The organism is Castellaniella sp., from assembly GCF_034674885.1.
In the GTDB taxonomy this organism is placed as follows: Bacteria; Pseudomonadota; Gammaproteobacteria; order Burkholderiales; family Burkholderiaceae_B; genus Castellaniella.
This window is the reverse complement of the sequence record NZ_JAUCDS010000019.1, coordinates 1-13978: the sequence shown is the minus strand read 5'-3', so window position 1 is coordinate 13978 and position 13978 is coordinate 1. Positions and strand designations below refer to the sequence as shown.

Below are 13978 nucleotides of genomic sequence, written 5' to 3'. Positions count from 1 at the left end.
GCGCCCGGGCATCGCGGCCGTGCGTCAGGTGCCGACCTGCTCGGTCAGTTCACTGGGCTCGTCCGCCCAGCGTTCCTTGAATATCAGGATGTCCGGCAGGCAGCGCTCGAAGGCCTCGACGAGCGCGGGTTCGAAGTGGCGGCCGCTTTGCTGCCGGATGTAGTCCATGGCCTCGTCCACGGGCCAGGCGGGCTTGTAGGGCCGGATGCTGGTCAGGGCGTCGAAGACGTCCACCAGGGCCACGATGCGGGCCGGCTGCGGGATGGCCAGGCCGGCCAGGCCGTGGGGGTAGCCGCTGCCGTCCCATTTCTCGTGGTGGTGCAGGGCGATGCTGGCGGCAAGCCGCAGCAGGCCGGACGGATGATCGCCGATGATGCGGGCGCCGATGATGGGGTGCTGGCGCATGATGGCCCATTCGGCTGTGTCCAGCTTGCCGGGTTTGAGCAGTACGCCGTCCGGGATGCCGATCTTGCCGACGTCGTGCATGGGTGCGGCATGCAGCAGTTCGTCGGCGGCTTCGTCGCTGTAGCCGATCTCGCGGGCCAGGCGCCAGGCGTAGTGGCTCATGCGCACGATGTGCAGGCCGGTCTCGTTGTCCCGGTATTCGGCGGCCGCGCCCAGGCAGCGGATGATCTGCAGCCGCGTTTCGCGCACCTCCGTGGCCTGTACCAGGGACAGGTGCGTGCGCACCCGGGCCTGCACGATCGGGGGGCTGAAGGGTTTGGCGATGTAGTCCACGGCGCCCAGTTCCAGCCCTTTCTGTTCGTCGGCGGATTCATTGAGCGCCGTCACGAAGATGATGGGAATCGGGCGGGTGGCGTCGTCGCGTTTCAGGGCGGTGCAAACCTCGTAGCCCGACATGCCGGGCATCATGATGTCCAGCAGGATCAGGTCGGGCCGGTCCTGGGCGACCAGCGTCAGGGCGGTCGGGCCGTCCTTGGCGAACAACAGGCGGTAGTCGGCCTGCAGCGTGTGGCGCAGCACCTGCAGGTTGGTGGATTCGTCGTCCACCAGCAGCAGGGTGCGGCGCATGTCGGGGGAAGTGTTCATGCGGGGGTTTCCTCGTCCAGCCAGGTGTGCAGCAGCATGCTGGCGCGATCGAAATCGAAACCGTCGGTGGCTTCGCGCAGGGCCTGGGCGTGCGCATGGCGACCGTGCGCGGTCAGGCCGGCGCAGACGGCGTCCAGCGCAGGGTCGTCCAGTTCGTGGCGGGTCAGCACGGTGCGCAGGGCGGACATGGCGTTCAGCAGCCCGTCGTCCAGGGCGCTTGCCGGGAGCGGATCCGCCGCAGGCGGCGCGGCGGTGGACTGGGCGACGGCCTGCGCAGCCGCCTGGCGGGCGGCATCCATCAGGGCCAGCAACTGCGGGATGCGGGCCTGGGCGGCGTGGGGCAGGCCCGCCCGGGTCTGGTCTTCCAGTTCGGCGGCGCAGCGCGACACCGCCGTCAGCGCCAGATTGCCGGCGGCGCCCCGCAAGCCGTGCAAGCTGAAGCGCAGGGCGTCCGGATCCGCCGCCGGGCCGTCGGGCGCAGGCAGGGGGTATTGGGCCCCCGCCTGGTCCAGAAAGCCCAGGATCCGTTCGGCCAGTTGATCCCGGCTGCCCCACAGGCGCAGCCCCCGGTCCCAGTCGATGGCCGGCGCGGCGGCATCCGCCCGAGGCGCGTCCGCCGGCGCGGAGGCGCCGGGCTGCCCGGTGGTCACGCGGGCCATTTCCGCAAACAGGCGCGGCGCGTCCAGCGGTTTGACGGCGAAGCCGTCCATCCCGGCCTGCTGCGCCTGCTGACGGTCGTGGGCCATGACGCTGGCCGTCAGGGCGATGACGGGCGTGGGGCGCAGGCCGTGCTGCCGTTCGTGCTGGCGGATCAGGCGGGTGGCCTGCAGCCCGTCGATGCCCGGCATGTGGACGTCCATCAGCACCACGTCGAAGGCGCCCGCCATGAACGTGTCGACGGCTTCCCGACCGTCCCGGGCCGAGGTCACCTGATGGCCCTGGGCCTGGAGCGTCAGGGCCAGCAGTTCCAGGTTCAGGTCGATGTCATCGGCGATCAGCACGCGCAGCGGCGCCAGGGCCGGCACGTCGTGGACGGTGGGTTCCTGCTCGGGCGCCTTGCCCAGTGGCAGCGGCAGCCGGATGTGGAACGTGCTGCCCTGGCCCGGGGTGCTGCTGACTTCGATGCGGCCCCCCATGGTCTGTACCAGCTGGCGCGCGATGGTCGTGCCCAGCCCGGTGCCGCCGAAGCGCCGGCTGATCGAGGCATCGGCCTGGGTGAAGGGGTCGAAGATCGCCCGGATCTGCTCGGGACTCATGCCGATGCCGGTGTCGCGGACCTGCACATGCACGGTGCCGGTCTGGTAGGAGAAATGCAATTCGACGGAGCCGCTTTCGGTGAATTTGATGGCATTGCCCACCAGATTGGTCAGGATCTGCAGCAGGCGCAGGGTATCGCCCTGGAAGTATTCGGGCATGTCGTCCGGGTAATGGGTGCTCAGCGTCAGGTGCTTGGCCTGCGCACCCAGCCGCAGCGAAGATTCGATCTGGTGCGCCAGGGCCTTCAGGGAAAAGTCCCGGCTTTCCAGGTCCATCCGGCCGTGTTCCAGTTTCGTCGTGTCCAGGATGTCGTTGATCAGCCGCAGCAGGGTGCGCGACGACTGGCCGATCGTATTCAGATAATTGCGCTGGGTCGTGCTCAGGTCGGTCTGCTGCAACAGTTCGGCGAAACCGATGATGGAATTCATGGGCGTGCGGATTTCGTGGCTCATGTTGGCCAGGAACCGGGTCTTGGCAGCGGCGGCCAGTTCCGCTCGCTGCGCGGCGTCGCGCAGGGAGGCTTCCAGGGCCTGGCGATCGCTGATATCGGTCAGCATGCCGACGTAAAGACGTTCGTCGCCGATCAGGTGGACGCGGCCGACGGCCAGGCGTACCGGCACCCGGATGCCGTCCTTGCGCAACGCCGTGACTTCGCGCCCGGTGCCGATGATGTGAGGTTCGCCCGTGGCGTGGTAGCGCTGCAGATAGCCGTCATGTTCGGAATGATAGGGTTCGGGCATCAGCATCTTCACGTTGCGGCCCACGACTTCGTCGGCCGTGTAGCCGAACAGACGCTCGGCCGAGGGGCTGAATTCCTGCACCGTGCCCAGGCCGTCGATGGTGATGATGGCGTCCACGGCCGTGTCGACGATGGCCCGCAGGCGCGACTTGCTCAGCTCCATCTCGCGATACAGTTCGCGGGTGTGGATCAGGCCGTTCAGCGCCGCCACCAGCACGCCGATGGTGAGGGTCAGGGACGACAGGGCCAGGGCGCCGTAGGTGGCATCCACGCGGATGGTGTTGTCGGCCAGACTGGGTTCGCCCAGGAAACGCGCGGCCGCCATGCCGGTGTAGTGCATGCCGGCGATGGCCACGCCCATGATGACGCCGCTCAGGACGAAGCGCAGGCGCCCATCCAGCCGGGTCTGCTGCAGTCCGAAACGGATCCACAGCGCCAGCATGGCCAGTCCCACGGCGACCACGATGGAGAGCGCGAACAGCGCGGGATCGTAGCGCATGGCCAGCGGCGTCATCATCGCCATCATGCCGGTGTAGTGCATCAGGCCGATGCCCGCCCCCATCAGGACGCCGCTGATGGCCAGCAGACTGCGCGGCAGCGCCTGGCGCGACAGCATGTACAGGGCCAGCCAGGAGGCTGCCCAGCCCGGCAGCAGCGACAACAGGGTCAGCCCCATGTCGTAGTGCACCGGGGCCGGCAGCGTGAAGGCCAGCATGCCGATGAAATGCATGGCCCAGATGCCTCCGCCCAGGGCAATGCCGCCCATGCCGATGGCGATGTGGCGATAGGACCGGTTCTGGGTGCTCAGGGCGATGTGCGCCGTGTGCAGCGCCATCAGGGACAGGCAGACCGGGACCAGGACCGACAGCAAGACCAGGCCGGGCTGATAGGCGCCTTGGACGAAATGCGTCCCGTCGGCCGCCGTCAGAAAAAAGGAATCCATCATCATGGTCATGGCGCTGTGAGGTGGGGGCGACAAAGAGAAAAAGAAATCACGGTACGGGTTTACGGCAGCGGCGGTCGAAGCTTAAACCATCGGAGGGTCGTGCGGTGCGCGGAAGGTGTCGGATAGGGCATGCCCGGGGTTGGCCAAGACGAACCAGCGTGACCGGCGGCATCCGGGTAAACTGCAGCACGGCTTTATTTGTAATATATTTTTTCATCCACTGATGACTCTGAGATCCTTGCGCGTCTCGCTGGTCCTGCCTTACGTGTTGCTGCTGGCCCTGGTCGCAGCCGCATTGGGGGGGACGTTCTACTGGGCGGCCAGCCGCAACATCGGTCTGTTTTCCGATCAGTACATGCGGGCGATTGCATCGCGCATCGCGCAGGCCGTGCATTTCCACGTGCGTGGCTCGGCGTCCGTCCTGGAGGCCGCCTTTCCGGAAGGGATGCCGGTGAAGTCGGATCTTGCTCTGCAACTGGCCGAATTGCGCACCCGGTTCTGGGTGGCCACGTCCATGTTCACCAATCCCAATAATTACGTTTATTACGGCAACGAGGCCGGGCAGAGCATCGCGCTCAAGCGCCTGAGCGAGCAGGAGGCCGAATTGCGCCTGAAGCTGCGCCCGGAACTGCATCGCCTGTACTACAGTTATCGGGGGGTCCAGGGCAAACCGCGTCTGATTGGACAGGAGCCCGGGCTGTTCGATCCGCGTGAACGGGTCTGGTATCAATTGGCCCGGCAGACCAGCATGCAGGTCTGGACGACAGTCTATATTGATTTTTCCTCGCAGGATCTGGTGGTGACCCGCGCGCGGCGCGTGCTGGGCGCCGATGGCTTGTTCCAGGGCGTGGTGGCCACGGATGTGTCGCTGCAGGAAGTCAATCGCTTCGTCGGCGGGCTGGATGTCGGCGACCGGGGCCGCGCCTTCGTGGTGGAGCGCGACGGCAAGCTGATCGCCGCCACGGGGGCGGCGAATCTGGGGCTGAGCGTCGATGGCAAGCCGCTGCGGGTCAATGCGGCCAACAGCGACGATCCCGTCATCCGGGCGGCGTATCAGGGCATGGCCCGGCTGGTGGGCGAATCCCGGGCCGACTCGCGGCTGGACGACAATCGAGAATACCGCTTGCTGGTGCAGGATGACGAGGGCGACACCATCACCGTGGCGGCTCGCCGGGTGGTGGACGATGCGGGCATGGACTGGCTGGCCATCGTCGCCATTCCGCGTACGGCGATCTTCACCGGCATCCATCAGCAGCTTGGCATCGCACTGGGCATCGGCCTGCTGGCCGTGCTCCTGACCATCCTGATCGGCACCCGTATTTTCGGCCGCATCGCCCAGGAGGTCATTGCCCTGTCGCAGGCCGTCGACCGCATTCGTTCCGGCGACCCTTCGGTTGCCATCGCCACCCGGCGCCAGGACGAACTGGGCGATCTGGCCCGCAATTTCAGCGCCATGCAACGGGACCTGTTCACGGACCGCCTGACCGGGGCCGCCAGCCGGATGGCGCTCGACAGCTTGTTGGCGCGGCTGACGGCCGATCGACGCGCGATGTCTTTCGCGGTCCTGTTCATCGATTTGAATGATTTCAAGCCGCTCAATGACCAGTTTGGGCATGACAGTGGCGACCAAGCGCTGCTTGAAATCGCCGGCCGGATCAAGGCGTGCTTGCGGGCGGAGGATCTGCTGGCCCGGCGCAGCGGCGACGAATTCATCGTGGTGGCCATGGGGGTGTCGTCGGCCGACGCGCTGGACAGCCTGAAGGCCAAGTTGCGGATCCGGATCACCGCTCCCCTGGAGACCTTGACGAATATCCCGCCGGGCCGTGTCGTGCGTCTGGGCGTCGCCATCGGCGCGGCCTGCTGGCCCGCCGACGCCCGGGATGCCGAAGCTCTGTTGAAGCAGGCCGACGAGGCCATGTATCGCGACAAGCCTTCGGGACGGCGCTGAGCGGGGGCGAGTTATAATTTTTCGCTATATGCTACACAGCTAACCCTGTGAATCGGCATGGTAAATTCTCGGCTTGAGGGACATTGCCACAGGGTCCCCGCATCCTGCTGATCCAGGATTTCGCCTTTTAAGTGACTCCGCATCTTGATCGATCTCGAGAACATCCGTAAAACTTTTGAATCGGCCGGCCGCTCCGTGCATGCGCTGGCCGATGTCAATCTGAACGTCCGCGAAGGCGAGGTCTTCGGCATCATCGGCCGCTCGGGGGCGGGCAAGAGCACGCTCATTCGCATGCTGAACCTGCTGGAACGGCCCACCGAAGGCGTCGTGCGCGTGGACGGCCACGACATCACCGCCTATTCCGATGCGCAGCTGCGCGAATACCGGCGCGGCGTGGGCATGGTGTTCCAGCACTTCAACCTGCTGCGCGCTCGCACGGTCATGGACAACGTCTGCTTTCCGCTGCGGCTGTCGGGCATGTCGCGCGCAGCCCGCGAAGCACGCGCCCGCGAAGTCCTGAACCTGGTCGGCCTGGCGGATCATGCGCACAAATATCCGGGCCAGCTGTCCGGTGGCCAGCAGCAGCGGGTGGGCATCGCCCGGGCGCTGGCGAGCAAGCCGCGCCTGTTGCTGTGCGACGAGGCCACGTCCGCACTGGACCCGGAAACCACCCAGTCCATCCTGCGGCTGCTGGGCGACATCAACCAGCGTCTGGGTCTGACCATCGTGCTGATCACGCACAGCATGGACGTGATCCGCGCCGTGTGCGATCGGGTGGCGGTGATCGAAGCCGGGCGCATCGTGGAATCCGGCCAGGTGCTGGAAGTCTTCCTGCATCCGCAGCACGACGCCACGCGTTCGCTGTTGTCCGAAAGCGGTCTGGACGGCGGCGAAGGCTGGCGGGCCATGGCCGAAGGCCTGTCGGGCCGCCTGCTGCGACTGAGCTTCCGGGGCGACGCCACGGGCACGCCGCTGCTCAGCCGGCTCAGCCGTGACCTGAATCTGGATCTCAGCATTCTGCAGGGCTCGGTCGGGCGCATCAAGGACACGCCCTACGGCCAGTTGGTCGTGGCGGCGCAGGGCGCCGATGCCGACCTGGATGCGCTGGGAGGCGCACTGGATCAGGCTGGCGTGCACTACGAGGTACTGCGGACATGATGGCCAATGTGGACTGGTGGATGATCGGCGAAGCCACGATCGACACCTTGCTGATGACCGGCTTTTCCCTGCTGTTCACCGTGCTGATCGGCCTGCCGGTGGGCGTGCTGCTGTTTCTGACCAGCCCGGGGCAGGTGATGAGCCACCGGGGCATCTATCAAAGCACGGCCTTCATCGTCAATGTGCTGCGCTCCGTGCCCTTTCTGATTTTGCTGATCGTCATGATCCCGATGTCTCGCCTGTTGGTGGGCACGGCTCTGGGGGTGCAGGGCTCGATCCCTCCGCTGGTGGCCAGCGCCGCGCCGTTTTTCGCGCGCCTGGTGGAGAACGTGCTGCGCGAGCTCGATCCCGGGGTCAGCGAGGCCTGCCGGTCCATGGGCGCGACTTCGCGCCAGACCGTGCTGTGGGCCTTGCTGCCCGAGGCCACTACCGGCATTCTGGCGGCCATCGTCGTCACGGCAATCACGCTGGTGGGCTATTCGGCCATGTCGGGGGTGATCGGCGGCGGCGGCCTGGGGGATCTGGCCGTGCGCTACGGCTACCAGCGCTACCAGGGCGACGTGATGGCAGTGACCGTGGTGATCCTGGTCATCATGGTGCAGGTGTTTCAGGTGCTGGGCGACCGCTGGGTGGCCCGGTTGAATCGGAAGTAGTCATATCGTGATGTCTCAGGAGGTTCTACTCATGTTCAAGAAGTTCGCGCCGGTCCTGGCGCTGGCGTTGCCGCTGGCCTTCGCCGCCCCCGCTCATGCGGAAAAATTGTCCATTGCGGCCACGCCCGTCCCGCACGCCGAGCTGCTGGAATTCGTCAAGCCCGATCTGGCCAAGGAAGGCGTGGATCTGGACATCAAGGTCTTCACCGACTACGTGCAGCCCAACCTGCAGGTCGCCGACAAGCAGATCGACGCCAATTTCTTCCAGCACCAGCCGTATCTGGATTCCTTCAACAAGGAACACGACACCAAGCTGGTGTCGGTCGGTGCCGTGCACGTGGAGCCCTTTGGCGCCTATTCCAAGAAAATCAAGGACATCAAGGACCTGAAGGACGGCGCCCTGATCGCCATCCCCAATGATCCGTCCAATGGCGCCCGCGCCTTGCTGCTGCTGCAGAAACAGGGCCTGATCAAACTCAAGGATCCCAGCAACATCCTGGCGACGGCGCGCGACGTGTCCGAGAATCCCAAGCACCTGAAGTTCAAGGAACTGGAAGCCGCCACGCTGCCGCGCGTGCTGCCGGACGTGGACGTGGCCCTGATCAACACCAACTACGCGCTGGAAGCCGGCCTGAATCCGGTGAAGGACGCCCTGTTCATCGAGGACAAGGATTCCCCCTACGCGAACCTGGTGGTGACCCGTGCCGACCGCAAGGACGATCCCGCGATCCGCAAACTGGTCGCTGCGCTGCAGTCCGACAAGGTGCGCGACTTCATCCTGAAGCAATACAAGGGCGCGATCGTGCCGGCGTTCTAAGCCGATGCGCCTGCCGGAAATCCCCTGGAAACCCTAGGGGATTTCCCCAGAAGCACCCGCAAGGTCCGGGATTTCCGCCACTTTTCAGGCGGGAATCCCGGGCCTTTCAGTTAAGATGGTGGCCTGGCGCGACCGGCTGGCCGCTGAAGAACCATCCCACAAGGAGACCCAGATCATGTTGCCTAAATCCCTGAAAGCCGCCCTGCTGGGGCTGGCCTTTACCCTGGCCCTGCCCACTGCCCAAGCGGCAGACAAGGAACTGGTCGTCGCAACCGACACCGCCTTTGTTCCGTTCGAATTCAAGCAAGACGGAAAATACACCGGGTTCGACATCCAGCTCTGGGACGCCATTGCCAAGCAGGCGAACCTGAAATACCGCCTGCAGCCCATGGATTTCAACGGCATCATCCCGGGTCTGCAGACGCACAACATCGACGTGGCGCTGGCCGGCATCACCATCCGCCCGGACCGTGCCAAGGTCATCGATTTCTCCGATCCCTACTATGAGTCCGGCCTGGCCATCCTGGTGTCCAAGGACAGCCCCATCAAGACCGCCAAGGACCTGGAAAACAAGACCGTCGCCGTCAAGATCGGTACGGCTACGGTGGACTACATGAAGGCCAACGTGCCGTCGGCCAAACTGAAGCTCTTCCCCAATATCGACAATGCCTTCCTGGAACTGGCGACCGGCCGCGTGGATGCGGTGGTGCACGATACGCCCAATGTCCAGTACTACGCCAAGACCGCCGGCCAGGGCAAGGTCAAGGTCGTGGGTTCCCTGAAAAGCGGCGACTTCTACGGCATTGCCTTCCCTAAGGACAGCAAGCTGGTGCCTGTCGTCAACAAGGCACTGGCCGATCTGAAGACCAGCGGCGCCTACGACAAACTGTACGAAACCTGGTTTGGCAAAAAGCCCGACTAAATCAGACCGGAATCCATCGTGACGTTTGAATGGTCTGCAATCTGGGCCGCCTGGCCCGACCTCATGGCCGGCGCCTGGATGACTGTCCAGATCACGGTGCTGGGCCTGGTGGGGGGGACGATCATCGGCGGCCTGGCCGGGGTGGTCGTCACCTATGTGCCGGTGCCGGTAACGCGCCGCACACTGGCCTGGAGCGTGGTGGGCCTGGTGGTTCTGTACGCGGTGCTGCGACTGCTGTCCTGGCTGGGCGCCGGGCCGCTGGCCAGCGTGCCGGACCCGGTCTGGTGGGTCGTGCGACTGGCGGTCCTGGCCCTGGTGGCCTGGCGCTGCCTGGCCTGGGTGCCGGTGGCCCTGTCCGTGATTGCCCAGATCTACATCCTGCTGATACGCGGCACCCCGATCGTGGTGCAGGTGATGTTCATCTACTTCGCCTTGCCGCTGATGGTCAGCCTGCGCATCGACGGTTTCACCGCCGCCACCTTTACCCTGATGATCAATTCGGGGGCCTACATCGCCGAAATCGTGCGTGGCGGCCTGCTGTCGGTGCCCAAGGGCCTGCAGGAAGCCGGCCAGGCCATGGGCCTGCCGTTCTACAAGATCCTGCTGCGCATCATCGGGCCGGTCGCCTTGCGGCGCATGATTCCCACCATGGGCAATCAGTGCATCATCAGCCTCAAGGATTCCTCCCTGTTCATCGTGATCGGCGTGGCCGAACTCACCCGCCAGGGGCAGGAAATCATCGCCAGCAACTTCCGCGCGGTGGAAATCTGGGGGGCGGTCGCGGTGATCTATCTGATCATGACCGGTTTCATTGCCCTGGTGCTCAAATTCATTGAACACAGGACCCGCATCGTATGAGCATCGTCGAATTCAAGAACGTCACCAAGCGATTCGGCGACAACGTGGTGCTCGACGGCATCGACCTGTCCATCGAATCCGGCGAGGTCGTGGTGGTGGTCGGGCCGTCCGGATCGGGGAAATCCACGTTTCTGCGCTGCATCAACGTACTGGAAACCATCCAGGGTGGCGACATCGTGGTCAACGGCCACAGCGTGCTGGGGAAAAAGTCCCAGATTCTCGAATTGCGCCGCGAGGCCGGCATGGTGTTCCAGCAGTTCAACCTGTTTCCGCAGCTGACAGCGCTGGAGAACGTCATGTTCGGCCCCCTGCACACCCGAGGTACGCCCAAGGACCAGGCCCGGCAGCAGGCCCAGGAATTGCTGGACAAGGTCGGCCTGGCCGAACGTGCAGGCCATTATCCCGGTCAGTTGTCCGGCGGCCAGCAGCAGCGCGTGGCTATCGCCCGCGCGCTGGCCATCAAGCCCCTGCTGATGCTGTTTGACGAGCCCACCTCGGCACTGGACCCCGAACTGCGCCACGAGGTCCTGCGCGTCATGCAGGACGTGGCCGAGGAAGGCATGACCATGATCGTGGTCACGCACGAAATGGAATTCGCCCGCAAGGTCGGCAGCCGGCTGATCTTCATGGATCAGGGGAAAATCGCCGAGGACGGCGCTCCCGAAGCGCTGCTCAGCAATCCGCCCAGCCAGCGCCTGAAGGACTTCCTGCAGCACGTGTCCTGACCGGTGCCGCTTTGCCGATATGACATGGGGGCCTGCCGGCCCCCATGTCATATCGCGCTGTCCCCGATTATCGGCGGGGCGCCGTGACCCGCATCGTGCGGGTGGCGATGACCTTGTCGGATCCTTCCGCCATGATCTGGACCGTGACCTGGTGCAGGCGGTAGGCCTTGGGCAGCTCTGTCTGGCCGCTGATCACGATGTAGCGGCCCATGTCCAGGGCCTGCTGGCCCAGCTCCACGTAGGCCGTGTTGCCGTTGGGATAAGTGCCCGTGCCGATCAGCTTGACCTCGCCTCGCAGGTTGGGCACTTCCGTTTCACCCTTGGGCGGATCCTGGATCAGCAGGACCTGGTAGTGCAGGCCGTCTTCCTGCAGGACCATGTCGGCGCTGCGGATGCCGGGAGTCGTGCCGCGTGGGTCGGCAGGGATGGCCGCGATCAGAGACGAGACGCCGGCTTCCATGTCGGCGGCGCGCTTGCGCAGCTGTTCCACCTGGGTGCTCTGGTCTTTCTGCGCGGCCTGGGCCTTGCCAAGATCCTGGCGCAGGGTCTTGGCGTCGCTGTTCAGGCGCTGGTTTTCCAGGTTGGCCGTGTTCAGGTCCATGCGCAGTTGTTCGGACTGTTCCACCGTCAGGCGCTGCGGGCCGTAGCTGCGTTGCAGGAAAAGCACGCCGCCCGCGCCCAGCACGATGCCGGTGATCAGCAGCAGCAACCAGCGCGGAATGCCGCGACTGCGGCGGGTGTATCCGTAGGGGGTGGGCTTGAACGTGGGGCGGTTGGAACCGAGAGACATGACAAAATTCCTGAAGCGGCAAGGCGAGGTGCTGGACACCAAAGTCCGTTAGCATAAACGGTTTGCCGCCGTCGTCGCCAAGAGGCCTACAGACGGTTGCGAATTGCCAGAACTGGACAAAAGGCGCCGGAATCGGGGCCAATGCCGACCAAGGCGGCGCAGGCCGATTCATCGCTCAGTTTAACAGCCCGCCCTGCGCGCCGGTCATCGTGCAGCAGCCTCGCGCAAGGCCTGGTCCAGCGCCTGCAGGCGCTCGGGGGTGCCGACGTCGGTCCAGCGGCCTGCGTGACGGGAACCCTGGACGGCGCCCCGGGTCATGGCCAGCCGCAGCAGCGGCGCCAGTGGGGCGGGGCGGTCCGGCGGCGTGGCGGCGAACAGGGCCGGGCGGTACAGGCCGATGCCTGAAAAGGTCAGCGTGGTGGCGCCCGGCTCGGGCAGCGTGACCCGGCCGTCGGCCCGCAGGTGGAAGTCGCCGGCCAGGTGATGTGCGGGATTGTCGACCATCAGCAGGTGGGCCTGGGCGTCAGTGGGCAGGCGTGACGCCCAGTCGTGGGCCTGAACGGGGTCCCAGTCGCACCAGATGTCGCCATTGACGACCAGAAACGGCTGGTCCTGGAAGAAAGGCAGCGCGTGGGCGATGCCGCCGGCCGTTTCCAGCGCGGGCGATTCGGCCGAATAGCGCAGGCGCACCCCCCAGGGGCTGCCGTCGCCCAGCGCGGTTTCGATCTGCGCGCCCAGCCAGGCGTGGTTGATCAGGATGTCGATAAAGCCGGCCTGCGCCAGACGCTGCAGGTGCCAGATGATCAGGGGCTGGCCGCCCACGGCCAGCAGGGGTTTTGGGCAGGCGTCGGTCAGCGGACGCATACGTTCGCCACGCCCGGCCGCCAGGATCATGGCTCGCATCAGAAGGAATAGCCGTTTTGCAGCGGCACCTGTTCAGCCTGGTCCAGCAGGCGCAGCAGCGGGCGAAAAACCGTGTAGCGGCTTGCCACCTGACGGACATAAGCCTGGACCCGAGGCATGTGGTCCAGATAGTGGTGCTTGCCGTCCCGATGAGACAGCCGGGCGAACACCCCCAGGATGCGCAGGTTGCGTTGCAGGCTCATCCACTCGTACTGCTGGTGGAACTGGGCGAAATCGTCAGGCACCGGCAGGTGGGCGGCGCGGGCGTATTCCCAGTAGCGGATGGCCCAATCCAGTTGCTGGGGTTCGTCCCAGGTCGTGCGCGCGTCCATGACCAGCGAGGCGATGTCATAGCTGATGGGGCCCAGCAGCGCATCCTGGAAATCGATCACGCCCGGGATGAAATCAGGCGCCCCCGACCCCAGCATCAGATTGGGCGAATGGTAGTCGCGGTGGACGAACACCTGGGGCTGGGCGGCGGCCTGATCTGCCAGCAGGTCGAAGACGCGATCCAGCATGGCCTGGGTGTCGGTGCCAGGCGCGTGGCCCAGATGTGTTTCCAGGTACCACTGGGGGAACAGGGTCAGTTCCTGTCGCAGGCGGGCGTGGTCGTAGGCGGGCAGGCCCTCGGTCGGACATTGCTGCAACTGCGCCAATGCCCGCAGCGCCCCGCGCATGTGCTGCTGCCAGGCTGCGTCGTCCTGGGTCAGGCCCGCCTGGACTGCCTCGTAGAAGGTCTGCTTGCCCAGGTCGGTCAGCAGCAGGAAGCCCCGGTCCAGGTCCTGAGCCAGAATGGTCGGCACGTGCAGACCGCCAGCCGCGAGCCGCTGCGCGATGGCGACGAAAGGCCGGCAGTCTTCGTGGGGCGGCGGGGCGTCCATCACGATCTGCGGGCCGCCTGCCGCCTGGATGCGGAAGTAGCGGCGGAAACTGGCGTCCCCGGAAACCGGAGCGAGGGTATCGAGCCTCAGGCCCTGGGCGGCGGCATGGGTTTCCAGCCATTGGCGCAGGGCCGCCAGGCGGGTGTCCGGGGTGTGGGTGTCGGTCATGAGGGGGTCGTGGCAATGAAAACGGCGGATTGCACGCAGCAAGCGTGGCTTCTCTATAATACTGGGTCGCTGATCAATGTGGTGCGCAGGTCAGTCCATTTTCTCATTTCACCCTAGAGGGCCCGGTCTTCGTGCATTGGATCAGCCGCATCATCCTCCTGAG

General features: G+C 65.5%; 12 protein-coding genes. 7 read left to right on the top strand and 5 right to left on the bottom strand.

The genetic code is table 11. From position 1 onward, the window contains the following. Positions 1-24: 24 nt before the first annotated feature. Both VDP74_RS10975 and VDP74_RS10970 read right to left on the bottom strand, forming a co-directional pair. On the bottom strand, positions 25-1050 hold the full coding sequence (locus VDP74_RS10975; RefSeq protein ID WP_322999676.1) for a response regulator: 1026 nt from the start codon (positions 1048-1050) through the stop codon (positions 25-27). Next, on the bottom strand, positions 1047-3989 hold the full coding sequence (locus tag VDP74_RS10970) for an MHYT domain-containing protein (RefSeq protein WP_322999675.1): 2943 nt from the start codon (positions 3987-3989) through the stop codon (positions 1047-1049). The genes VDP74_RS10975 and VDP74_RS10970 overlap by 4 nt, the downstream gene beginning before the upstream one ends. Positions 3990-4215: 226 nt before the next feature. Between VDP74_RS10970 and VDP74_RS10965 the strand changes: the two genes are divergently transcribed. From VDP74_RS10965 to glnQ, 7 genes are all read left to right on the top strand, one after another. Then, positions 4216-5940: a diguanylate cyclase domain-containing protein gene (locus VDP74_RS10965; protein ID WP_322999674.1), complete on the top strand. Its 1725-nt coding sequence runs from the start codon at positions 4216-4218 to the stop codon at positions 5938-5940. A 144-nt stretch (positions 5941-6084) separates the two neighbouring features. Continuing rightward, complete coding sequence (locus VDP74_RS10960; RefSeq protein ID WP_322999673.1) at positions 6085-7098, top strand: methionine ABC transporter ATP-binding protein; 1014 nt, start codon at positions 6085-6087, stop codon at positions 7096-7098. Beyond that, on the top strand, positions 7095-7751 hold the full coding sequence (locus VDP74_RS10955; RefSeq protein WP_322999672.1) for a methionine ABC transporter permease: 657 nt from the start codon (positions 7095-7097) through the stop codon (positions 7749-7751). The genes VDP74_RS10960 and VDP74_RS10955 overlap by 4 nt, the downstream gene beginning before the upstream one ends. Before the next feature lie 31 nt (positions 7752-7782). Then, on the top strand, positions 7783-8568 hold the full coding sequence (locus VDP74_RS10950) for a MetQ/NlpA family ABC transporter substrate-binding protein (RefSeq protein WP_322999671.1): 786 nt from the start codon (positions 7783-7785) through the stop codon (positions 8566-8568). Between the two features lie 175 nt (positions 8569-8743). After that, on the top strand, positions 8744-9490 hold the full coding sequence (glnH, locus tag VDP74_RS10945) for a glutamine ABC transporter substrate-binding protein GlnH (RefSeq protein WP_322999670.1): 747 nt from the start codon (positions 8744-8746) through the stop codon (positions 9488-9490). A gap of 267 nt (positions 9491-9757) precedes the next feature. Then, the gene (locus VDP74_RS10940; protein WP_416232979.1) at positions 9758-10348 is read left to right on the top strand and encodes an ABC transporter permease subunit; all 591 of its coding nucleotides are present in this window, start codon (positions 9758-9760) and stop codon (positions 10346-10348) included. Then, positions 10345-11073 (top strand): glutamine ABC transporter ATP-binding protein GlnQ, encoded by a 729-nt coding sequence (gene glnQ, locus VDP74_RS10935; protein ID WP_322999668.1) that lies wholly within the window; start codon positions 10345-10347, stop codon positions 11071-11073. Before VDP74_RS10940 ends, glnQ begins: the two co-directional genes overlap by 4 nt. A 67-nt stretch (positions 11074-11140) precedes the next feature. Here the strand turns inward: glnQ and VDP74_RS10930 are convergent, their stop codons facing one another. The 3 genes from VDP74_RS10930 to VDP74_RS10920 all read right to left on the bottom strand — a co-directional run bounded on the left by VDP74_RS10930 (position 11141) and on the right by VDP74_RS10920 (position 13815). Further along, entirely contained in the window at positions 11141-11863 is a 723-nt protein-coding gene (locus VDP74_RS10930) for a hypothetical protein (protein WP_322999667.1), read from the bottom strand. Positions 11864-12067: 204 nt separating this feature from the next. Next, positions 12068-12766, bottom strand: coding sequence for an N-acetylmuramate alpha-1-phosphate uridylyltransferase MurU (murU, locus tag VDP74_RS10925; RefSeq protein ID WP_322999666.1), 699 nt, complete (start codon positions 12764-12766; stop codon positions 12068-12070). After that, positions 12766-13815, bottom strand: coding sequence for an aminoglycoside phosphotransferase family protein (locus tag VDP74_RS10920; RefSeq protein ID WP_322999665.1), 1050 nt, complete (start codon positions 13813-13815; stop codon positions 12766-12768). The genes murU and VDP74_RS10920 overlap by 1 nt, the downstream gene beginning before the upstream one ends. Positions 13816-13978: the final 163 nt, after the last annotated feature.